Source organism: Nocardia sp. NPDC004278 (genome assembly GCF_053602975.1).
Map to the genome: position 1 here is coordinate 268023 of NZ_JBSGEQ010000001.1, position 21849 is coordinate 289871.

Consider the following 21849-nt stretch of genomic DNA (forward strand, 5'->3'; position numbering starts at 1 on the left):
CTAGATGAGCGGCCCGTACGGACCGAACGACGCCCCTGGTCCCAATGAGGGACGCAACGATCCCACCCAGCAATGGGGCGGACAGCAGGCACCCGGTGCAGCCGGGCCTACTCAGCAGTGGGGTGCTACGCCCGCGGCGCAGCCGACCCAGCAGTGGGGGGATCCGAACGCGCAGCAGCAGCCTTGGGGTCAGCCGAACCCGCAGAGCCAGCCGAGTCAGCCACAGTGGGGTCAGCCCCCCCAGCCCAGTCAGCCGAGTCAGCCGCAGTGGGGTCAGCCTCAGCCCGGTCAGCCGAGTCAGCCGCAGTGGGGTCAGCAGCCGACGCAGGACTGGTCGGCGCAGCAGGTCCAGCAGCCATGGCAGCAGGGCCAGCAGCAGCCATGGCAGCAGCAGGCGCCGCAGCCCAGCAGTGGTGGCAAGAGCAAGGGCCTGTTCATCGGCCTGGGTGTGCTCGCGGTCGCCGTGATCGGTGCCATCGTGGTGCTGGTGCTCGTGCTGACCAGCAAGGACGAACTCGATCAGGCCGCCGTCCAGGATGGTGTCAAGAAGGTGCTCTCGGATTCCTACGGGATCCAGGACGTCGCCGATGTGTCCTGCCCGTCCGGTCAGCAGGTCAAGGTCGACGCGACGTTCACCTGTGATCTGAAGGTCAGCGGCGAGCAGAAGAAGGTCACCGTCAAGATCACCAAGGACGACGGCACCTACGAGGTCGGCCGCCCGAACTGACGGTTCGAGCCTGCGGCCGACAGGTTGGCGAGCGGGTGCCGGTGGGGCGGCCCCGCTGCTCAAACCTTCAGTGGGCTCTGCTGATGCACATGCTGTAAACGCCTCGCACAAGCTGCAACCTCTGCGAGGTCGTTACCGGGCATGTGGGGCCCTAATTCTTATGTGTGACCACCGGTGCGGTGGCCTGGCGGTCACGCCGAGCGCGCGGCAGTCAGTGCCATGATCAGCCGAGTGATCGGGCTTTCGGCGTTGTAGGCGGTGGCCAGTTCGCGCAGGCGATCCGGATCGGCGGGGGTAATGGGGAGAGTGTCGGGGCGGGACAGTTCCACATCGGCGTCGCGCACCACGCGGGTGACCGGCGCGGCGGCCTTCAAATAGGCCTCGGCGGCTCGTAATTTGGCGCGGACGCCCTGGGCCAGGTCAGAGGTCGGATCCGCGACGGCGGCGGTGAGCGCATCGAGCGAGCCGAATCGGCAGATCAGGGTCGCGGCGGACTTCTCACCGATACCGGCCACGCCCGGCAGACCGTCGGAGGAGTCGCCACGCAGGGTCGCCATATCCGCGTAGGCCGGGCCCGCATTCTCCAGTGGCACACCGTATTTCGCGGATACCTCGGCGGGGCCGAACAGTTCGGCCTTGGCCAGGCCGCGTCCGGCGTAGAGCACGCGGACCGGGGGTGCCGGTTCATCGCGGACGAGCTGGAGCAGATCGCGGTCCCCGCTGACGACCACCACGGGATCGGTGCGCTCGCGGGTGGCCAGGGTGCCGAGCACGTCATCGGCCTCCAGACCGGCCGCGCCGCCGGTGGCGATCCCGGCCGCGGCGAGGACGTCGAGGATCATCTCGACCTGTGGGGTCAGTGTGTCCGGCACATCCTCGGCGCCGGGTGCGGCATCGGCCGCTGTGTCGAGGCGGTGGGTTTTGTAGGTCGGCACCAGCGCTACCCGAAAGGCGGGTCGCCATTCCAGATCCAGGCATACGACCACCCTGCTCGGCCTGTGCTTGGTGATCAGCGAGGCCACCATGTCGGTGAAGCCGCGCAGCGCATTCACCGAGCGGCCGTCGGGTGCGGTGATCTTCTCCGGAATCGCGTGGAATGCGCGGAACCACAGGCTCGCGCCATCGAGCAACAGCAGGGGCCCACCGGACGTAGCGTTCACGCCGCTGAGGCTACCTGCCCGATCCGACAACCCTGATGCGATCGGCGTTCGCGTCCGGCGTGATCGGGGTGGCGGGTAACGTCGGCGGTATGAGCTCGCACACGGAATCCCGATTCGCGGCGGATGTCTATGGTGATCGACTCGAGCGGGCGGTGCAGTTGATGCGCTCCGCCCATCTGGATGCCTTATTGATCACGCCGGGCCCGGATCTGCGTTATCTGATCGGCTCGGCGGCGGAATCCTTCGAGCGGCTGACCTGTCTGGTGATCCCGGCCGACGGCGCCACTCCGGCGGTGATCATCCCGAAGCTCGAGTTGGCCTCGCTGGAGGGTTCGGCCGCGGGTGATCTCGGTCTGCAGGTGCTGGATTGGGTCGACGGCGTCGATCCGTACCAGCTGGTGAAGTCGGCGCTGCACGTCGGATCCCGGGTCGCGGTCACCGATGTCATGCCCGCGCTGCATCTGCTGCCACTGGCCGAATCCGTCAGCGGCCTGCCGGTTTCCGCCACCCCGGTGCTGCGGGAATTGCGAATGATCAAGGATCAGGCCGAGATCGAGGCATTGCGCCGCGCGGGTGCGGCCATCGACCGGGTGCACGCGCGGATGGGCGAATTCCTGCGGGTCGGGCGCACCGAGGCCGAGGTCGGCGCCGATATCGCGGCCGCGATCGTCGAGGAGGGGCATACCGAGGCGGCCTTCGTCATCGTCGGCAGTGGACCGCACGGCGCGGATCCGCACCACGGCGTTTCCGACCGGCGCATCGAATCCGGTGATGTGGTCGTCATCGATATCGGCGGCCCCGTCGAACCCGGCTACTACTCGGATTCGACCCGCACCTACGTCCTCGGCGAGCCCGAGCCCACCGTGGCCGCGCAATTTGCCGAACTGGAACGCGCCCACGCCGCCGCCGTTGCGGCCGTTCGTCCCGGCGTCACCGCGGAGTCGGTGGACGCCGCCGCTCGAAACCTGTTGACCGCGGCCGGTCTCGGATCCGCCTTCGTCCATCGCACCGGCCACGGCATCGGACTCTCGGTCCACGAGGAGCCCTACATCGTGGTAGGCAACACCCTGCCCCTGCAACCCGGTATGGCCTTCAGCATCGAACCCGGCATCTACTTCCGCGGCGACTGGGGTGCGCGCATCGAGGACATCGTGGTGGTCACCGAAGACGGCTGCGAGTCGATGAACCAGCGGCCGCACGGGTTGACGGTGCTCTGAGAGTTCTGCAGGAGTCGATTCAGGCTGGCGCGTGCGCGAGGGTGCTGCTGGAGAGTACGCGCTGGACTTGAATGGCGATGACGACGCGGGTCGGGTTCTCGCGGGGCACCCGATACCGGCCCGCGTACCGGTCGACCGCCTCGCTGACATTGGCCGGATCGTCGAGCACGGTGGCCGGTCCTTCCAGGGTGAGCCAACGGATCCCATCCACCTGGCTCACCGCCGCATACCCGGAGCGCCGCACATTGCGCACCTTCACCGACCCGTCATTGGTGATCACGCGCGCGATCCCCGCCTCCGCATCCCAGGTGAACCCCACCGCCACCACATGTGGCGTCCCATCGGCGCGCAGCGTGGTCAAGGTGGCAAGATGCCGCTCGGCAACGAACTCGAGCGCGGCAGGAGACAACTGTGCAGTGCTGATCGGCATCCCCCGACAGTAGCGGTGCCCTAGTCGCTGCCCACAGCCAATGCCGTGCCAGAGCAAGCCGCCGATCAAACGGCCGCACTCTTTGTTGGGCTCCGCACCCATTAGGCGTACGAGGGGCGCGGACCTCGGGCGCGAATGGACCCAGGAGGAGTCGCTGCGGCCGGGTTCGCAACGAAGGTGCTGCGTTTGGGCGACAGCGCTTGGTCCGAGCGCGTGGCGCCGCGAGGATGGCGTGGGCCAACGACGGGTGTGCCGCGAGGGCGGTGCAACAGCGAGGGGGTGGGCGGAGCGGGCTGGACCTAGGACTGAGGGCTGTGGGTCGGTCGGGGTGGGCGGGGGTGGGGTGAAAGACTGGGGGTATGGGATTGCGTGGGATTGCCGACGGGGCGGTGGTGGTGCTCGGGGGGCGCAGTGAGATCGGGCTCGAGGTGGCGCGGCGGCTGGCACCGGGGCGGGTGGTGGTGTTGGCGGCGCGGCGCAGTGGGGAGTTGGTCGAGGAGAGTGCGGCGATTGCGGCGGCAGGGGCGCGGGCGGTGCATGCCGTCGAGTTCGATGCCGACGATACGGTGAGTCATCCGGCGCTATTGGAGAAGATCGCGGCGGAGTACGGCGGGATCGGCGTTGCGGTGGTCGCATTCGGGGTGCTCGGTGATCAGGCACGGGCCGAACGTGATCCGGCACATGCGATCGCGGTGGTGCACATCGATTACGTCGCGCAGATCAGTGTGCTCACCATTCTCGCGAATCTGCTTCGCGCGCAGGGCAGTGGACAGATCGTCGTCTTCAGTTCGTTCGCTGGCGCGCGGGTGCGGCGCGCCAACTACGTCTATGGTTCGGCGAAGGCGGGGCTCGACGGTTTCGCCAGCGGTCTCGCGGATGCGTTGCACGGCAGCGGTGTTCACCTGCTGCTGCTTCGCTGTGGTTTCGTCATCGGCCGGATGACCGAGGGCATGGAACCTGCCCCGATGTCGAGTACTCCCGACCAAGTGGCGGACGCGGTCGTGCGCGGCCTGCGCCGCGGCGCAGGCCGCGTCTGGGTTCCCGGCATCCTGCGACCGGTCATCTTCGCGATCCGGTTACTGCCCCAACCCGTCTGGCGCCGGATGCCCCGGTGAACGGCGCACAGAATCTCGCGGACCGGGATGGACCGCCGATCTCAGTTGTCGGGATCGGCGCCGATGGGTGGTCCGGGCTCGGATCGGTTGCGCGGGAGGCGATCTCGGGAGCCGCGGTGGTATTCGGGTCGGCGCGCCAGTTGGAGTTGCTGCCGGAGACCATTGCTGCGGACACACGGGAGTGGCCTTCGCCTCTGCTGCCCGCGCTGCCCACGTTGTTCGATGGCCACGCCGGGCGGCAACTGTGCGTGCTGGCAAGCGGGGATCCGATGTTCTATGGCATCGGGGTAACATTGGCGCGGCTGTTCGGGGCGCAGCGGCTGCGGGTGTTTCCGCAGGCGTCATCCGCATCGCTGGCCTGTGCGCGGCTGGGGTGGGCGTTGGCGGAGGTGCCGGTGGTCAGTGCGGTCGGGCGGTCGGTGGAGACGGTATTGCCCGAGTTGGTGGATCGACGGCGCGTCCTGGTGTTGAGTGCCGACGAGCACACCCCCGGACGGATCGCGGAACTGTTGCGGGGCAATGGTTTCGGGGAATCGACGCTGACCGTGCTCGAACAGTTGGGCGGTCCGCGCGAACGGGTGGTGCGCGATCGCGCGGCGACGTGGGAGCTTGCGGCGGGTGATCCGCTCAATATCGTCGCGATCGACTGCGTCGCCGATCCGAAATACCCGCGGGCCACCCGCGTGCCCGGCCTACCGGACGAGCTATACGGCGGCGATGGTCAGCTCACCAAGTCCGAGGTCAGAGCATTGACGCTGGCCGCGCTGGCACCCGCGCCCGGGGAATTGCTCTGGGATGTCGGCGGAGGTTCGGGCAGTATCGCGATCGAATGGTGCCGCACCCATCCGAGCTGTCGGGCAGTCACCTTCGAGCGACTCGAACACAGGCGGCGGCAGATCGCCGACAATGCCGCCGCCCTGGGTGTTCCGCACGTCGGTGTGCGCGCAGAGGTGCTCACCGAGGTAGGAAAATCTACCGAATCCGCGCCTCCTGATGCCATTTTTGTCGGCGGCGGCCTCACTCGAGATGGCGTACTCGAGACATGCTGGTCCCATCTACGCCAGGGCGGTCGCTTGGTGGCGAATGCGGTCACCGCGGAATCCGAAGCGGTGCTGCTGAACTGGTCCGCCGCGCACGGCGGTGAACTGCGGAAGTTTCAGATCTACCGGGCCGAAGCCCTCGGCAGGTTCACGACCTGGCGACCGCAGCTGCCCGTCACTCAGTGGGTCGTCGTGAAAGGCGGCTCGCTCTGAAAACCTCACTTGGTAGGTGAAACGGATTCCATCCGGCGGTAGGGTCGGTGCCCGAGATCCGGACGTTATCGCCGGATCCGTGTCCTATTGGGGAGATATATGAAGTACAAGAAGTTTGCCGCCACCGCGATGATGGCCGTTGCCGCCACCGGTATTGCGGCTGGTACGTCCGGCGCCGCTCCGGCGGCACCCGCTCCGGCCGTGCAGAACCAGGCCGCGCCCGCGGTGCAGGGCGAGGACCATGGCGTGAACTACGCGGTGCAGTTGGTCGACAAGTCGATCGTCGCGGCCGTCACCGGCGGTGCGTTCAGTCTCGACGCCGACCAGAAGTACGTCACGGTGAAGAACACCGAGGGCGCGGTCGTCACCTCGATCCCGCTGCAGGCGAAGGTCGGTGACCAGCTGATCCCGATCGCCGCCACCATCGACCCGTCGGCCCAGAAGCTGACGCTGACCCCCGATGTCAAGCCGACCGCTGCCGCGGCAACGGCCTCCGCCGAGGCCATCTCCTCGCAGGAGTGGTTCTTCAGCGAACTGCAGCGCGCGTCGCTCGGTGCGGTCATCGGCGGCATTATCGGTTTCTTCTTCTTCGGCATCGGTCTGCCGGTGGGCGCGCTCATCGGCCTGCTCATCGCGGGCGGCCCGAACCTGATCAACGCGGGCATCGCCTACTTCAGCGGGCAACCCTGAAAACTCTGATTCTGGGCGGTACCGGGGAAGCCAGGGAACTCGCCCACATCGCTTCCGGCGAGCGAGGATTCGAGATCGTTTCCTCGCTCGCCGGTCGTGTTCGTGATCCGCTGCTGCCGGAGGGGCCGGTGCGGATCGGCGGCTTCGGCGGAGTCGATGGTTTACGGAAGTGGTTGGTGGCCAACGAGATCGCGGTCGTCATCGATGCCACACATCCGTTCGCGAGCACGATCAGCACGAATGCGGCCAGTGCCGCAACGGATCTCGGCCTGCCGCTACTGCATGTGCGGCGGCCCGGATGGCGCGAGCAGTCCGGCGATCGGTGGCACCGGGTGCCCGACCTCGACGCGGCCGCGCAGGCGGTTTCCGGACTGGGGGAGCGCGTCTTCCTGACAATCGGCCGCCAGGGCGTCGCCGCCTTCGCGGGGCTGACGGACCGGTGGTTCCTGATTCGCGCTATCGACCCGCCCGCCGGCGCGCTGCCGCCGCAACACGAATTACTCCTCGCGCGTGGGCCTTTCTCGCCCGCGGATGAGTTGCGCCTGCTCATCCACTACCGGATCGATGTGCTGGTCACCAAGGACAGCGGCGGCGATCAGACCGGCGCCAAACTCGCCGCCGCTCGCTCGGCGGACATTCCCGTCGTCGTCGTGGACCGACCCGAGTTGCCAGCCGCGGCGATTGTCGCCGAGACGGTCTCGGAGGCGTGGAAATGGTTGCGGGATATCGCATCCGGTCGTTCGTAATCGACTCGATCCGCTTGATGTGAAGCCGGAGTCCTTCCCGTTCTTGTGTGGACGGCACAGTGCGACGGTTGCGGTGATCACCGAGGCCGCGCCGCCGTGGTTGTCGCGACATGTCCAGGGGATCGGTTCCAGCGTGCAGTCCCGTAGAAGCCTGCGGGGGCTCTGCTCACCGGCCGAGGAGTTCCGGCAGCTTGTCGAACCAGGCCAGCACCGTGCGCTCATAGCCGATGCCGAATTCGAGGGTGGCACGTTGGTAGGGGGACATGCCGGTGTGCTCGTCGGCGAGGTAGTGGTCCAGACGTTGCTGGTGAATCTCCCTGTTGGCGGCGATGATTCGATCGAGGTGATCGGGATCGACGTGCTTGCCGAACGATAGGGTCAGTAGCAGCGGCACACGAATGGTCTCCGCACCCGGATCGCGAGCCACCCACTCGAGGAACGCTTCGCGCCCCGCGTCGGTGATCTGATACGGCGTGCGGTCGCGCGCGCCGATCGCACCCTTTTCGACGAGTCCGGCCGCGTCCATGGTGGCCAGCTCTCGATAGACCTGGCTTTGGGTAATGGTCCAGAAGTCGCCGATCCGGTCCTGGGCCTCGGTCACCAGATCCCAGCCCGACATCGGACCGTCGTGCAGAAATCCGAGCAGCGACGCCGCCGTGGAGTTCAGCGATTTGCGTTGTGTCGAGGTATTCGCCAACAGACTGCTCCTTCCCTTAACGTTCCATAGTGGAATGTTATACGACGTGTGCCGCCGGGCACTGCATCGGCTCCCATGTCGCGTCGCTAAGATGCAACTTGTGTCTAAGACGTATTCATCCGCCGAACTCGCCTATCGCGAGGTCAAGGAACGCATCCTGACCGGCGCGTTGCCGGGTGGTGAGCTGATCAGCGAGGGGGAGATCGCCACTGACCTCGGCATGTCCCGTACCCCGGTGCGGGAGGCATTTCTGCGACTCGAGGTCGAGGGATGGATGAAGCTCTACCCCAAACGCGGTGCGCTGGTGGTGCCGATTCCGCCCGCCGAGGCCGAACACGTCGTACACGCCCGCTACGTCGTGGAGACTGCGGCGGTCCGCGCGGTGGTTACCGCAGATCGCGCGGCACTGATCGCCGAACTGCACGCGTCGCTGGATCGCCAGCGCGAGCTGGCCGCCGCCGCGGACTTCGAGCGGTTCGCCGTCGCGGACACCGACTTTCACCGCACCTATGTGGTCGCCGCGGGCAATCCACTGCTCACCGGGTTCTACGACTCGCTGCGCGAACGGCAGCGCCGCATGAACAGCGCTGCGCTGCATCGCGGTTCGACCGATACCGCCCGCATCATCGAGCAGCACACGCGCCTGGCCGAGCTGATCGAGACCGGCGATGTGGCCGGATTCGCCACCGCGCTCGTCGACCATATGTCCGGCGTGCACCAACTCGAAATGCGAGGCCTGTAATGGCAACGCTCCTCGCCGTCGACGCCAGGTCGGAGCAGGGCCGGGGCGCGAGACAGTGGTGGGGTGTCGCGGCCGCGATGTTCGCGATCGCCTGGGGCGGAAACGAATTCACACCGCTGCTGGTGATGTACAAGGGCAATGGACTGCCGGTCACCACGGTGGATCTACTGCTGTTCGACTATGTGCTCGGTATTGTGCCCGCCCTGCTGATCGGCGGCCCCCTCTCGGACCGCTACGGCCGCCGCATGCTGATGCGCCCAGCACCGCTGATCGCCGCGGCCGGTTCGCTGCTGCTGGCCTTCGGATCCGCGTCGGTGCCGCTGCTGTCGGCCGGACGGGTGCTCTGCGGGGTCGCGCTCGGATCGGCAATGGCGGTGGGAAGCAGTTGGCTCAAGGAACTTTCGCAGCAGCCGTTCGGGCCACAGCTGCCGGCCGGGACCGGGGCGCGACGTTCGGCGATGAGCGTGACCGGCGGGTTCGCCGTCGGTGCCGGTGTGGCGGGTGTGCTTGCGCAATGGGCTCCGCTGCCGAATACGCTGGCGTATCTGATCAATGCCGTGCTGTGTCTGGTCGCAGCGGCCTGGGTGGCTCGGGCACCGGAAACGTTATCGTCGCAGCGTAATTCGGGTCGATTGATCGATGATCTGAAGATTCCGGCGGCCGTGCATCGCCGATTCCGCTGTGTTGCATTGCCGGTCGCGCTGTGGCTGTTCACCTCTGCCGCAACGGCTTACGCGGTCATGCCCACACTGATGGCGCCGCAGGTGCACGATGCTCCCATCGCGTTCTCCGCGTTCATCACGGTGGTCACCCTCGGCTGCGGTTTCGCCATCCAATCGGCGGCCCGCCGGATCGATCGGCCCGGCACTGCCCGTGCCGCAGTGGTTGCGCTGGCACTGGTGGCCTGCGGAATGGGCACGGCCGCATGGGCTTGCGCCACATTGGCCATGCCGCTCACGATTGTCACCGCCGTCGTGCTCGGCGCTGGCTATGGGATCGGGCTGGTGGCCGGACTACAGGAGATCGAACGCATCGCCCGCCCCGACGACTTGGCCGGGCTGACCGCGGTTTTCTACTCCGGCAGCTATCTCGGCTTCGGTGTCCCCGCGCTGCTGGCGTTCCTGCACCAGTCGTTCGGTGTTGGCTATCCGACGATGTTCGCGGTCGCCGCCGTAGGTGCGGCCGGATGCATGGCGCTCGTGGCCCGGAACTATCGCTCCCGATAAGAGCTCCGGTTGCCGTAGGACTTGCTGGGCCAACGGATCGGCGCGGTTGGCGGGTCCTGAGTAGTCGTTTGGTCTGGTGTCCGAGTGGTCGTTCAGCTCGGCGTGGTCGGTGGAGGCACGGCATTCTGGACTGGCGCGGTTGAAGTTCTCACACAGTTGATCGATATCGCGCGCTCGAAGGGGTTGATGTCGAGCCGTTCGGCGTGGTCGAGCGGTTCAGCCCGGTGGCGGGATGTCGTGGACCAGTAGGCGGGTCACGCGGTAGGCCGCGGGGAAGTCAGCAGGACCGCCACAAACGTGGAAGATGCCGATCAATGTATTGATCGGCATCTTCGGCAAGTCCGCGAGCGCGATCAGGCGCTCTTCGGCCGGTAGTGCAGTTCGGTCACACCGCACTCGAATCCGGTGGCGGACACGAGGTCGAGCCGGGTGGTGCCGCGGAAGACCGGCAGGCCAGCGGCGATCGCGGTCGGGTTGACGAATAGGTGCAGGTCGTCGATCAGGTCCTCGGCGATCAGGTTCGCGACGAGTGTGCCACCGCCGTAGACGATGATGTCCCCACCCGGCTGCGCCTTGAGTCCATTGATGGTCGCGGCGAGGTCACCGCCCGCGACGACGGTGTTCTCCCACGGCGATTCGGTCAGGCTGTTGGAGATCACGACCTTGGGTGTGTTGTTCATCTTGTCGATGGCCTCCTGGGGCTCGTGTTCCGGCTTGGCGGCCCAGTGCGGGATGAAGCCCTCGGCAAGCTTGCGGCCGAGCACGATGGTGTCGAATTCGGCGGTGATGGCGGCGACGCGGGCGGCGAAGTCATCGGACCACGGGAAGGTCATCCAGTCCATCTCGCCGTTCGGGCCGGACATGTACCCGTTGATGGTGGTCTGAACCTGGAGCTTGAGCTTGCGCATGGGCGGTACTGCCTTCCGGTTGTCGCGGGTCCGTGCGGCCCGCTGTTGTTTGTGCGTTCAGCTTGGCCGAAACCGTTTTCGGAATGTTTACGGTTTCACTCCGGGACCGGAATCAGCGCTGATAGCGGCGCGAGGTGTATACCCGGGTGCCCTGCTCGGACTCGATGACGGCGGTGGTGGACGCTCCGATGATCAGCAGGGTGCGCATATCGACCTCGGCCGGATCCAGCTCGGCGAGAGTCACGACGCGGACGGATTCGGTGGGCCCGCCGACATCGCGGCCGAGTACCACCGGGGTGTCGGGCTTGCGATGCTCGAGCAGTACGTCACGCATCGCGGCGACCTGCCAGGTGCGCTGGCTGGAGGCCGGGTTGTAGATCGCGATCGCCATATCCGCCTCGGCAACCGCCGAAAGCCGTCGCGCGACGACGTCCCACGGCTTGAGCCGATCCGAAAGCGAGATCATCGCGTAGTCGTGACCGAGTGGCGCGCCGACTCGACTGGCGACGGCATTGGCCGCGGTAAGTCCCGGCAACACCCGCACCGGCACCTCGCGCCACTGCGGATCGGCGGATTCCTCCAGCACCGCAGCCGCCATCGCGAACACCCCGGGATCACCCGAGGACACGACGACGACCTTGGCTCCCTGCTTCGCGAGATCCAATGCCATGGCGGCACGTTCGGATTCCACCCGGTTGTCACTGGCATGCCTGCGCTGCCCAGGACGCGACGGCACCCGATTGATGTAGGTCGTGTAACCGACCAGATCGGTTGCCTCGGCAAGTGCGCGTTCGACCTCGGGCGTGGTCCACTCGGGCGACCCCGGACCGAGCCCGACCACCACGACCTCGCCGAGCCCCGAGGCGGGGTCGGTGGCAGTTACGCCGCCGCCCGCTGCGCCGGATCCCGAATCGGTGACATCCTCCCGACTGAAAACGTGTGCCGCCGAATAGACATCCGAGACTCGGGACCGATCGTGCGAGACCACGCGTGGTGTGTTCGTGACGGTGCCTGCGCGCGCCAACGGCGTCGATGCATCCGTAGTGGGCGTCTGAGGTTCGGCAATGAGGGGTTGGTCGGGCGTGGCTGCATGCGTTGGAGCGGGAATGGTCAGTGCGGTGGTGCCCGGCGCGCTGAGCCCGGACGCGTCCACTGCTTCGGTCGTGTGCCGCTGATCGCGTCCTGAATTCTTAAGGCGCAGTGGGGTTGTCGGCTGGGGGCCGGGGACGAGGGTGATGGCGAAATAGGGTACGTCCGCATCGTCGACCTCGGCGGCGGTGAGGACGCGTTCGCGAGTGCTGCTCGCGCGCTCGATGTAGTAGGCGTCGGCGAGGCGGCCGGAGTCCGAGAGAGCCTGGCGCACAGCGGGATAGGTGCGGCCGAGCTTCATGATGGCGGCGGCGTCGGTATCGCGAAGGCGGCGGGTGAGTTCATCGGTGGGCATGGTGCCGGGCAGGACGGTCAGTACCTGTTCGCCCTCGACCAGCGGTGTGCCGAGGGCGGCCGAGGCTGCGCTCACCGAGGTGATGCCGGGGATGATCTCGGCCTCGAACCGGTCGGCCAACCGGCGGTGCATATGCATATAGGAGCTGTAGAAGAGCGGATCGCCCGCGGCGAGCAGCGCGACCGACCGGCCCGCCGCCAGATGTACGGCAAGGCGTTCGGCCGCTTGTGCATAGAACTCGTCGATGGCCCCCTGATAGCCGCCGGGGTGATCGGTCGTCTCGGTGGTCACCGGGTAGACCAGGTGTTCCTCGAGTTGGTCCGCACGCATATAGGGCGCGGCGATGGCGCGCGAGATGCTGCGACCGTGCCGCGCGCTATGGAAGGCGATGACATCGGCCGCCGCGATCACCCGCGCCGCCTTCACCGTCACCAGCTCGGGATCGCCAGGGCCGAGCCCGACACCCCACAACTTCCCGCTGCTCATTCCTGTTCGCTCGCAATCGCATTCAGTGCCGACGCGGTAATGGCACTGCCACCACGCCGTCCACGCACGGTCAGATACTCGACCCCGCCGAATTCGATCAGCGCGTCCTTCGATTCCGCGGCCCCGATGAATCCGACCGGAATCCCGAGGATCGCGGCAGGCCGCGGCGCCCCCGCATCGATCATGTCGAGCAGATGGAACAGCGCGGTCGGCGCATTCCCGATCGCGACCACCGCGCCATCGAGCCGATCCCGCCACAACTCCACCGCCGCCGCAGAGCGCGTATTTCCCATCGTCGCAGCCAATTCCGGCACCCGCGGATCGGCAAGCATACAGATCACATCATTCTCAGCAGGCAGCCGCTTACGCGTCACCCCAGACGCAACCATCTGCGCATCACAAAGAATCGGAGCCCCACCCCGCAACGCCTTCCGCGCCGCCGCCACCACCCCACTCGAAAACGCCACATCCCCCGCCAGATCCACCTGCCCACACCCATGGATCATCCGCACCACCACCTGCGCCACATCCCGCGGAAACCCACCAAGATCCGCCTCCGCCCGAATCGTCGCAAACGACCGCCGATAAATCTCGGCCCCATCACTCAGGTACCAACCACCCATGCGCCCCACCCTAAAAGCCCCCCACCTCCCCCAAACCCCCGGGGCACATCCAGCGAGAACGCGCTGACGCAGGTAAACGTCGAGTCGGTACCTGCATGAGCGCATTCTCAGGTTCTCGGGCGTTCGAGGATTCGGGACATGACTATGGAGGAGCGGGTGCGGCCTACTCGGGTGTTTTCGCGGATTCGTTCTACTGTGGATTCGATTTCGGCCATGTCGGTGGCCATTACGTGGACCAGGGCGTCTGCCTCGCCTGCGATGGTCCAGACGCCTATTACCTGGGGGATGGGTTCTAGGGTGCGGCGGAGTTCGGCGGGGGTGATGTTGTCGCGGTAGTAGACCTCGACGTAGGCCTCGGTGGTCCAGCCCAGTGCGGCGGGGTTGACGAGTGCGGTGAAGCCGGTGATCTGGCGGCTGGCGACCATCTTGTCTACGCGGCGCTTGGCCGCGGGGGCTGAGAGTCCGACCCTCGCGCCGATCTCCTGGAAGGAGGCGCGCGCGGACTTGAGCAGATGGGCGAGGATTCGCCGATCGATGTCGTCCATGCCACACTCGCTCTCTCGTCGCACAATGATTCGCTGAATTCGGTCGATCATGCGCAATGAATCGTTGTTTCTGACGCAATAGTAGGCGAATTACCTTCGTGGCAGCGGAACGATCCGCGCTACCTCCGGGAGACACGTTGACCTCTGTAACCACGCTCCGCATCGAGCCCGCACGACAGCCGACCCAACGGCAGTTCGTGATGTGCCGTCCGGACCATTTCGACGTCTTCTACTCGATCAATCCGTGGATGAATCCACAGGAACCCGTCGATCGCGCACTCGCGCTATCGCAATGGGAGGTGCTGCGTGCGACCTTCGAGCAGTACGGTCACCGCATCGAGGTGGTGCCGGGTGAGCCGGGGCTGCCCGATATGGTCTTCGCCGCGAACAGCGGCCTGATCGTGGGGGATCGGGCGATGTCGGCGCGATTCACCCATCCCGAGCGGGCTGCCGAAGGTCCCGCGTATCACCGCTGGTTCGCCCAGCGGGGTCTGACGGAGTTGGTCGGTGCGCAGGAAGTCAACGAGGGTGAGGGCGACTTCTTGCTCGTAGGTGACCGCATGCTGGCCGCGACCGGATTCCGGAGTTCGATTGCCGCGCACCGCGAGGTCGAGCACTACTTCGACCTTCCGGTCGTTTCGCTCCAACTCGTCGATCCGCGCTTCTACCACCTGGATACGGCGCTGATGGTGCTCGATGACACCAATGTCGCCTACTTCCCGCCCGCGTTCAGCGCCGAGAGCCAGGTCATCCTCGCTGGTCTGTTTCCCGACGCCATCCGCGCGACCGACGCCGACGCGGTGGTCCTCGGTCTGAATGGCGTCTCCGACGGTCTGAACGTCTTCATCAGCAGCCGCGCCGACAATCTGGCGTCGGAGTTGCGCGGACAGGGTTACAACCCGGTCGGTGTGGACCTGTCGGAACTGCTCAAGGCCGGCGGTGGCGTGAAGTGCTGCACCTTGGAGATCCATGATGATCCGCGCCGCGCGCCGACCGCGGTTGCTTCCTGAAATATTCAGCGCGAAGGGCCTTTCGTGCAATGACGCACGATTGCTCCTGGGCTCGAGGACCGGCGCTGCGCATCAAGTGGTGGCGGCTCGGCTGACCGGAACATTCGAGGCGGTCCAAGCGGCTGCATGCCTCGAAGCGGTGTCAGAACGGGAGTTTGGTGCGCCAGGCGCTGACTTCGGGATCGGCCAAGGGGTGGGCCTCGGTGACGAACTTGAACAGCAGGAGCGCGCCGGTGATCTGCAGGATAGCGAGGGGGATTTCGCCGACGCAGGCGATGGCGATGGAGAGCCAGACGTCGCGGGGGTTCGCGGTCGTGATGTCGAACCAGGCATCGACGAGCAGTAGCAGGCCGGTGCCGAATGCGGGTAATAGCAGCAGTTGCCTGCGCTGCCAGCCGAGGTAGGCGGTCATCGCCATCATGATGACCAGCAGACTGTCGAATCCGACCCAGGTGAGCGGCCAGTTGTGGGCCTGATAGTCGGGCGGCAGCGACACTGCGAGGTACGCGATCCACGGGATCAATACGATCGATCCGCCCACCATCAAGGTCAACCGCACTCGCCGATGGATCCGCACGATCTCCGGCCGCGGCAGCACCCGCTCCGGCGGCAACTGCAGCCGCCGAATCAATGCTCGCCGCTCGTCGGCGGACATCGCGTCGATCTCCTCATCACTGAGCCGCCAAATCGTCATCGGAATACTCCCTCCGTGAGTCAGCCGCTGAGCTCACCGTGCCACGGGCGGAGCCAGAGATCCAGCGACCCGAGTGGCATCGGTGCTGGACCGGATGGGCGCGGGAGTTGTGAAGGGCGCGGTCGGCATACCGCGTTGACACGGGCGACGCGATCCAATTGTCATCGGAACATGTGAGTTGGCCACTGCGTTCACGGGTGCGGTGGGCAGGGGGTGCGAGCCAGAGATCCGGATGGCGTCGGGTGCTGGACGGCCCGCCTATCGCTCATCCTCGGGGACGGCTGCTCGAAGCCGAGAACGCTATCGACGCATCGATGCGATGCCCCATGGTCAGGTGATCGCACCTCAGTCGATGCGGTAGCCGTTCTCGGTGGCTACGACGTCGGTGACCGGTCCGCGGGGGCGGCCACAGCGGCGTTCGCAGCCGGACCAGTGCTGACGGCCCGCCACCGTGACATCCTCGGCGCTGCGGATTTCGATGGTCCGAGCAGGATCTATCGCCGCACCGGAGTCCGCGAGGTCGGTGGCCGTCGAGTCGAGCGGGTGGCCGCCGATCTCGGTGTCTCCGGCGGGCGGGTTCGCGGCTGTGGGAGACAGCACGCGGCCCGATTCGACAGCGGCCGCTGCGTCGGCGCGGACGTCGGTATTGGACTTTGCGCAGCCGGGTCGGCCCGCGCAGGCGCTGACCTGGAGCCAGGGGGAGTTGGCATCGAAGATGAGGCCCATGGGGGCGAGTACACGGACGACCTGTTCGGCGGGCCATTCCTCCAGATCGGTGATCACCAGGCTGCGCCACGGGGTGATGAAGATGGGATGTTCGATGGCGGCGATGAATTCGGCGGTCCGGGCGGGCAGGGAACCGAGGCGAACGGCCGCGCCGAGGCTGACCAGACCGTTGTCCTGGCCGAGCCAGCCGATCGGAAGGTCCTGGGCGGCACCGAATTCCAGGCGGTCGGGGCCGGGGGACAGGCCGAGTATCTCGATCACTCGCCGCACACCGTCATCCACCTCGTGCAACCGCCACTGGCCGGAGCCGAGGTCGAGAAAGCCGTGTGCGGCGGCCAGCATCACCGGCACCGCATCGGCCGGGGAGATGCGAATGCCGGTATCGCGACCGGCCAGCACCAGCGCGAATTCGTCTGCGCCAGTGGCGTGTACGCCGATATCGCCAGCCAGTCCGCTGATATCGCCACGACCGTCGTCGAGGGTGAAAAGCACCCGGCCGGGCAGTTCGGCCAGCTGCGCGGCGGCCTGCAAACCCGTGTCGAGCACCGGAACGAGCCCGTGCACATCCGACAGTCCACCGATCCGGCCCGAAAGCGGCGAGGCGACGATATTGCGCACCCGCTCATGGGTCCGACTCGGCAGCAGCCCGGCACCCGCCAATCGCTCGCTCAGCGCCGCCGCATCATGCATCTGCCGCAACTGCACATTGCCCCGTGAGGTCAGCTCGATATTTCCATCGCCGAGTTCGGCCGCCTGGGCCAACACCTGCAATTGTCCAGGCTCCAGCCGCCCACCGGGCAGCCGAATCCGAGCCAGTGGCCCATCGGCTGCCTGATGCAGCCGGAGCACGCCGGGGCAGGAATCGGGATTCGTACGCGTCATGACCCATCCAGCCTAAGTGACCAGGCGACACCGGACTCATCGGGCGGCGAATGCGACGGCGCCATTGCCCGGCGCGTTGCGGTCGAATCAGCGTGCTCTGCGCCGATCTCGGTCGGCGCTCTAGGGTGAGCGCATGACTGAAATCTCCACCGTTGCCGACCGACTCGCGATTATCGACGTGGTCACCAGGATGTTCGTCTATACCGACCAGAAACGGTGGGATGACCTGCTCTCGGAGGTGTTCACCGGCAAGGTCGATTTCGATGGCGGCTTCGGTGGGCCGGTGGCGGTGCGTCCCACGGCCGATATCGTCGGCGATTGGCGCGCAGGTCTCGACGACCTCGACGGCGTCCATCACCAAGCGGGCAACTATCTGGTCGATATCCAGGGCGACCACGCCGAGATCCACGCCGACGCCATCGCCGTCCATGTGAAGAACGATGCGGCCAATGGCAAGACCCGCACCTTTGTCGGCAGCTACACCATCGGCGCGGAGCGCACCGATGCGGGCTGGCGCGTCGACAAATTCCACTACCACCTGAAGGTCATCGACGGAAACGCTGACCTGATCTGAGCGAAACCGGCTGGACTGTTATCGGTCCGCAGGTGCGGTTAGGGCTTCGTATGGGTGCGTCGCCCGGACCGCGATTCGGCACCAGATAGCATCTGGGTGCTCGACGGGCGATGAGGAAACCGGTGGAACTCCGGTGCGGTCGCGCCACTGTCAACAGCCAGACCCTCTCCGGCGAGCACCGTACCCGATGGGCGCGTCACCCGAGGAAGGCTGCCACCTGTGATTTTGCTGCTGTCGACGTCCGACACCGATCTGTTGAGCGCACGTGCGAGCGGTGCCGAGTATCGGTGGGGGAATCCGGCTCGGCTGCTGGTCGAGGACCTGCCCGCACTGCTCGACGGCGCCGATCTGGTGATCGTGCGCATCCTTGGCGGCAAGCGGGTCTGGGAGGACGGGCTCGAAGCGGTGCGCGCCAGCGGGGTGCCGATGGTGGCGCTCGGTGGTGAGATCGCTCCCGATGCCGAGTTGATGGAATGTTCGACGGTCCCCGGCGGGGTGGCCGCCGACGCGCACAACTACCTCGCTGCCGGTGGCGCGGAAAACCTGCGGCAGCTGCACAACTTCCTCTCGGATACGGTGCTGCTCACCGGCCACGGCTTCGAGCCGCCGGTGCAGCTGCCGAGCTGGGGCGAATTGCAGCGCGCTGTGCGCAACCCTGCGGCCATTTCCCGGCCGTCCGGTCACCCTGGCGCGCACCGCGATCCGAGCGCGACAGCAGACCCGAGCTCGGATGTCGAGAAACCGCCGACGGTGGCCGTAATCTATTACCGCGCACAACATCTCGCGGGAAATACTGCCTACATCGACGCGCTGTGCACCGCGATCGAGGATGCGGGCGCGAAGGCGCTGCCGCTGTACTGCGCGTCGCTGCGCACTGCCGAGCCGGAATTGCTCGAAACTCTGTGCACAGCAGACGCTTTGGTGGTGACCGTGCTCGCCGCGGGCGGCACCAAGCCCGCCAGCGCGTCGGCCGGTGGTGATGACGAAGCCTGGGATGTCGCGGCCCTTGCCGAACTGGATGTGCCGATCCTGCAGGGTCTGTGCCTCACCAGCGGCCGCGCCCAATGGGAGGCCAATGACGACGGCCTCTCACCACTGGATGTCGCCACCCAGGTCGCCGTCCCGGAATTCGACGGCCGCATCATTACGGTTCCGTTCTCTTTCAAGGAATTCGACGCCGACGGCCTGTCCACCTATGTGCCCGATCCCGAGCGCGCGGCGCGGGTCGCCGGTATCGCGGTCCGGCATGCGCGACTGCGCCACATCCCGGCCGAACGGCGCCGCATCGCCATCATGATGTCGGCCTACCCGACCAAACATGCCCGCATCGGCAACGCGGTCGGCCTGGACACCCCCGCGAGCGCGATTCGACTGCTCACCGAAATGCGCTCGGCCGGTTACGATCTCGGTGCTGACGGCGAGGTGCCCGGGCTCGCGGAACGTGACGGCGACGCGCTGATCCACGCGCTGATCGCCGCGGGCGGTCAGGATCCCGACTGGCTCACCGCCGAACAGCTCGAGGGCAATCCGATCCGCATCGGCGCCGACCAGTACACCCGCTGGTTCGACACCCTGCCCGAGGATCTGCGCGCGGCCGTCGTCGAGGCGTGGGGTCCGCCGCCCGGCGAACTCTACGTCGATCGCTCGGCCGATCCCCAGGGCGAAATCGTCATCGCCGCACTGCGTTTCGGCAATATCGTGCTGATGGTGCAGCCGCCGCGCGGTTTCGGCGAGAACCCGGTCGCCATCTACCACGACCCCGACCTGCCGCCCAGCCACCACTACCTCGCCGCCTATCGGTGGATTGCGGCGCCGGACGGTTTCGCCGCCGATGCCATGGTGCATCTGGGCAAGCACGGCAACTTGGAATGGCTGCCCGGCAAAACGCTCGGAATGTCCGCCTCCTGCGGCACCGATGCCGCGCTCGGTGACCTGCCGCTCATCTACCCGTTCCTGGTCAACGATCCGGGCGAGGGCACCCAGGCCAAGCGTCGCGCCCACGCCACCCTGGTCGATCACCTTATTCCGCCCATGGCACGCGCCGAAAGCTATGGCGATATCTCGCGTTTGGAGCAACTGCTCGACGAACACGCCAATATCTCCACCCTCGACCCGGCCAAGCTGCCCGCCATCCGCCAGCAGATCTGGACCCTCATGCGCGCGGCGAAAATGGACCACGACCTCGGCTTGGACAAACGGCCCGACGAGGACGTCTTCGATGACATGCTGCTGCACGTCGACGGCTGGCTGTGCGAGATCAAGGATGTGCAGATCCGCGACGGACTGCATGTGCTCGGGCAGGCACCGGTGGGGGAGACCGAACTCGACCTGGTACTCGCCATGCTGCGCGCCCGCCAACTGTGGGGCGGTGAACGGAATGTGCCGGGTCTGCGAGAAGCCCTGGGGCTGAACGAATCCGGTACCGAGGCGCGCGAACGGGTCGACGCGGTGGAGCGCCAGGCGCGTGAGCTGCTCGCCGGACTGCAGGCTGCCGACTGGTCCGCGGACGCGGTCGACGGCCTGGTCGACGCATTCGCCGATGCGCTGAGCGTGACCGATTCGCCCGCCGACACCACGCTATCCGCAATCCGCACCGTCCTGCGATTCGCGGCCACCGAGGTAGTGCCCCGCCTGCGACAGACAGGCGTGGAGATCGACCGAATCCTGCACGCACTCAACGGCGGATTCATTCCGGCGGGCCCGAGCGGTTCCCCGTTGCGCGGCCTGATCAATGTCCTGCCGACAGGTCGGAATTTCTACTCGGTCGATCCCAAGGCGGTTCCGTCGCGGCTGGCCTGGGAGACCGGGCAGGCGATGGCGGATTCGCTGGTCGATCGGTACCAGGCCGATCATGGCGAGTACCCGCGCTCGGTCGGGTTGTCGGTGTGGGGCACCTCCGCCATGCGCACCTCCGGCGACGATATCGCGGAAGTGCTTGCGCTGCTGGGCGTCCGCCCGGTCTGGGATGAGGCGAGCCGCCGCGTCACCACACTCGAGGTGATCCCACTCGAGGAACTGGGCCGCCCGCGCATCGACGTCACCGTGCGCATCAGCGGCTTCTTCCGTGACGCCTTTCCACACGTGCTCGCACTACTCGACGATGCGGTCCGGTTGGTCGCCGAACTCGACGAGCCTGCCGAGTCGAATTACGTTCGCGCACACGCTCAGAACGATCTCGCCGAACACGGCGACAAGCGCCGCGCGACCACCCGCATCTTCGGTTCCAAGCCCGGCACCTACGGCGCTGGCCTCCTGCAATTGATCGACTCGAAGAGTTGGCGCACCGACGACGACCTTGCACAGGTCTACACCGCGTGGGGCGGCTACGCCTACGGTCGCGACCTCGACGGCGCCCCGGCCGCCGACGATATGCGCACCGCCTACCGCCGGATCACGGTGGCCGCCAAGAACACCGACACCCGCGAACACGATATCGCCGACTCCGACGACTACTTCCAGTACCACGGCGGCATGGTCGCCACCGTGCGCGCGCTCACCGGCAAGAATCCGGAGGCCTACATCGGTGACAGCACCCGCCCCGACGCCGTGCGCACCCGCACGCTCTCGGAGGAGACCGCACGTGTCTTCCGGGCCCGGGTGGTGAACCCGCGCTGGCTCGAGGCGATGCGCAGGCACGGCTATAAGGGCGCCTTCGAAATGGCGGCCACCGTCGACTACCTGTTCGGCTACGACGCGACCACCAATGTCGTGGCCGACTGGATGTACGAAAAGCTCGCCGAGAGTTACGTTTTCGATGACGTGAACCGTAAGTTCATGGAGCAGTCCAACCCATGGGCGCTGCACGGCATTGCCGAGCGTCTGCTGGAGGCGGCGCAACGGGAGTTGTGGGAGCGTCCGGAGCAGGCGACGCTGGACCGATTGCGCCAGATCTACCTGGAGACCGAGGGTGAACTGGAATAGCGGAAAAAGCAATCCCCCAGTTCCTGTGTGTTT

The 21849-nt window shown here is 66.6% G+C and carries 20 protein-coding genes; 11 read left to right on the forward strand and 9 right to left on the reverse strand.

Annotated features, from left to right (window positions below):
* The first annotated feature begins 4 nt into the window (after nt 1-4).
* Nucleotides 5-727 carry a DUF4333 domain-containing protein gene (locus ACWEO2_RS01225; protein ID WP_452403482.1) on the forward strand — a complete coding sequence of 241 codons (723 nt, stop codon included), beginning with the start codon at nt 5-7 and terminating at the stop codon, nt 725-727.
* 191 nt (nt 728-918) lie between these two features.
* Here ACWEO2_RS01225 and ACWEO2_RS01230 read toward each other — a convergent pair whose 3' ends face one another.
* On the reverse strand, nt 919-1887 hold the full coding sequence (locus tag ACWEO2_RS01230) for a 5'-3' exonuclease (protein ID WP_452403483.1): 969 nt from the start codon (nt 1885-1887) through the stop codon (nt 919-921).
* Nucleotides 1888-1976: 89 nt separating this feature from the next.
* Between ACWEO2_RS01230 and ACWEO2_RS01235 the strand changes: the two genes are divergently transcribed.
* A complete protein-coding gene (locus tag ACWEO2_RS01235) occupies nt 1977-3104 on the forward strand; it encodes a M24 family metallopeptidase (RefSeq protein ID WP_452403484.1) in 1128 nt (375 codons plus the stop codon).
* Nucleotides 3105-3123: 19 nt separating this feature from the next.
* On the opposite strand, the gene ACWEO2_RS01240 is transcribed toward ACWEO2_RS01235, so the two are convergent.
* Nucleotides 3124-3534, reverse strand: a complete 411-nt coding sequence (locus tag ACWEO2_RS01240) for a PPOX class F420-dependent oxidoreductase (RefSeq protein WP_452403485.1) — start codon at nt 3532-3534, stop codon at nt 3124-3126.
* 359 nt (nt 3535-3893) lie between these two features.
* Between ACWEO2_RS01240 and ACWEO2_RS01245 the strand changes: the two genes are divergently transcribed.
* The 4 genes from ACWEO2_RS01245 to ACWEO2_RS01260 all read left to right on the forward strand — a co-directional run bounded on the left by ACWEO2_RS01245 (nt 3894) and on the right by ACWEO2_RS01260 (nt 7338).
* Nucleotides 3894-4649: an SDR family NAD(P)-dependent oxidoreductase gene (locus ACWEO2_RS01245; protein WP_452403486.1), complete on the forward strand. Its 756-nt coding sequence runs from the start codon at nt 3894-3896 to the stop codon at nt 4647-4649.
* Nucleotides 4646-5902 carry a precorrin-6y C5,15-methyltransferase (decarboxylating) subunit CbiE gene (gene cbiE / locus ACWEO2_RS01250; protein ID WP_452403487.1) on the forward strand — a complete coding sequence of 419 codons (1257 nt, stop codon included), beginning with the start codon at nt 4646-4648 and terminating at the stop codon, nt 5900-5902. The genes ACWEO2_RS01245 and cbiE overlap by 4 nt, the downstream gene beginning before the upstream one ends.
* 99 nt (nt 5903-6001) lie before the next feature.
* A complete protein-coding gene (locus ACWEO2_RS01255) occupies nt 6002-6592 on the forward strand; it encodes a hypothetical protein (protein ID WP_354961946.1) in 591 nt (196 codons plus the stop codon).
* The gene (locus tag ACWEO2_RS01260; protein ID WP_452403699.1) at nt 6589-7338 is read left to right on the forward strand and encodes a cobalt-precorrin-6A reductase; all 750 of its coding nucleotides are present in this window, start codon (nt 6589-6591) and stop codon (nt 7336-7338) included. The genes ACWEO2_RS01255 and ACWEO2_RS01260 overlap by 4 nt, the downstream gene beginning before the upstream one ends.
* 166 nt (nt 7339-7504) lie before the next feature.
* Here ACWEO2_RS01260 and ACWEO2_RS01265 read toward each other — a convergent pair whose 3' ends face one another.
* Nucleotides 7505-8035, reverse strand: a complete 531-nt coding sequence (locus ACWEO2_RS01265) for a PadR family transcriptional regulator (RefSeq protein ID WP_452403488.1) — start codon at nt 8033-8035, stop codon at nt 7505-7507.
* A 100-nt stretch (nt 8036-8135) separates the two neighbouring features.
* Between ACWEO2_RS01265 and ACWEO2_RS01270 the strand changes: the two genes are divergently transcribed.
* The gene (locus tag ACWEO2_RS01270; protein WP_452403489.1) at nt 8136-8777 is read left to right on the forward strand and encodes a GntR family transcriptional regulator; all 642 of its coding nucleotides are present in this window, start codon (nt 8136-8138) and stop codon (nt 8775-8777) included.
* The gene (locus ACWEO2_RS01275; protein WP_452403490.1) at nt 8777-10003 is read left to right on the forward strand and encodes an MFS transporter; all 1227 of its coding nucleotides are present in this window, start codon (nt 8777-8779) and stop codon (nt 10001-10003) included. Before ACWEO2_RS01270 ends, ACWEO2_RS01275 begins: the two co-directional genes overlap by 1 nt.
* A 353-nt stretch (nt 10004-10356) precedes the next feature.
* Here ACWEO2_RS01275 and ACWEO2_RS01280 read toward each other — a convergent pair whose 3' ends face one another.
* From ACWEO2_RS01280 to ACWEO2_RS01295, 4 genes are all read right to left on the reverse strand, one after another.
* Nucleotides 10357-10911, reverse strand: coding sequence for a dihydrofolate reductase family protein (locus ACWEO2_RS01280; RefSeq protein WP_452403491.1), 555 nt, complete (start codon nt 10909-10911; stop codon nt 10357-10359).
* Between the two features lie 112 nt (nt 10912-11023).
* Nucleotides 11024-12841: a precorrin-3B C(17)-methyltransferase gene (gene cobJ / locus ACWEO2_RS01285; RefSeq protein WP_452403492.1), complete on the reverse strand. Its 1818-nt coding sequence runs from the start codon at nt 12839-12841 to the stop codon at nt 11024-11026.
* A complete protein-coding gene (locus tag ACWEO2_RS01290) occupies nt 12838-13464 on the reverse strand; it encodes a precorrin-8X methylmutase (protein ID WP_452403493.1) in 627 nt (208 codons plus the stop codon). Before ACWEO2_RS01290 ends, cobJ begins: the two co-directional genes overlap by 4 nt.
* A 107-nt stretch (nt 13465-13571) precedes the next feature.
* Nucleotides 13572-14009, reverse strand: a complete 438-nt coding sequence (locus tag ACWEO2_RS01295) for an Lrp/AsnC family transcriptional regulator (protein ID WP_452403494.1) — start codon at nt 14007-14009, stop codon at nt 13572-13574.
* Nucleotides 14010-14146: 137 nt separating this feature from the next.
* On the opposite strand from ACWEO2_RS01295, the gene ddaH reads away from it, so the two are divergent.
* A complete protein-coding gene (gene ddaH, locus ACWEO2_RS01300) occupies nt 14147-15019 on the forward strand; it encodes a dimethylargininase (protein WP_452403495.1) in 873 nt (290 codons plus the stop codon).
* 142 nt (nt 15020-15161) lie between these two features.
* On the opposite strand, the gene ACWEO2_RS01305 is transcribed toward ddaH, so the two are convergent.
* Together ACWEO2_RS01305 and ACWEO2_RS01310 are read right to left on the reverse strand one after the other, a co-directional pair.
* Nucleotides 15162-15713, reverse strand: coding sequence for a hypothetical protein (locus ACWEO2_RS01305; protein WP_354961839.1), 552 nt, complete (start codon nt 15711-15713; stop codon nt 15162-15164).
* A gap of 345 nt (nt 15714-16058) precedes the next feature.
* A complete protein-coding gene (locus tag ACWEO2_RS01310) occupies nt 16059-17321 on the reverse strand; it encodes a precorrin-3B synthase (RefSeq protein ID WP_452403496.1) in 1263 nt (420 codons plus the stop codon).
* Nucleotides 17322-17454: 133 nt separating this feature from the next.
* Between ACWEO2_RS01310 and ACWEO2_RS01315 the strand changes: the two genes are divergently transcribed.
* Nucleotides 17455-17895 (forward strand): nuclear transport factor 2 family protein, encoded by a 441-nt coding sequence (locus tag ACWEO2_RS01315; RefSeq protein ID WP_452403497.1) that lies wholly within the window; start codon nt 17455-17457, stop codon nt 17893-17895.
* A 219-nt stretch (nt 17896-18114) separates the two neighbouring features.
* Nucleotides 18115-21816, forward strand: coding sequence for a cobaltochelatase subunit CobN (gene cobN / locus ACWEO2_RS01320; RefSeq protein WP_452403498.1), 3702 nt, complete (start codon nt 18115-18117; stop codon nt 21814-21816).
* The last annotated feature ends 33 nt before the right edge of the window (nt 21817-21849 follow it).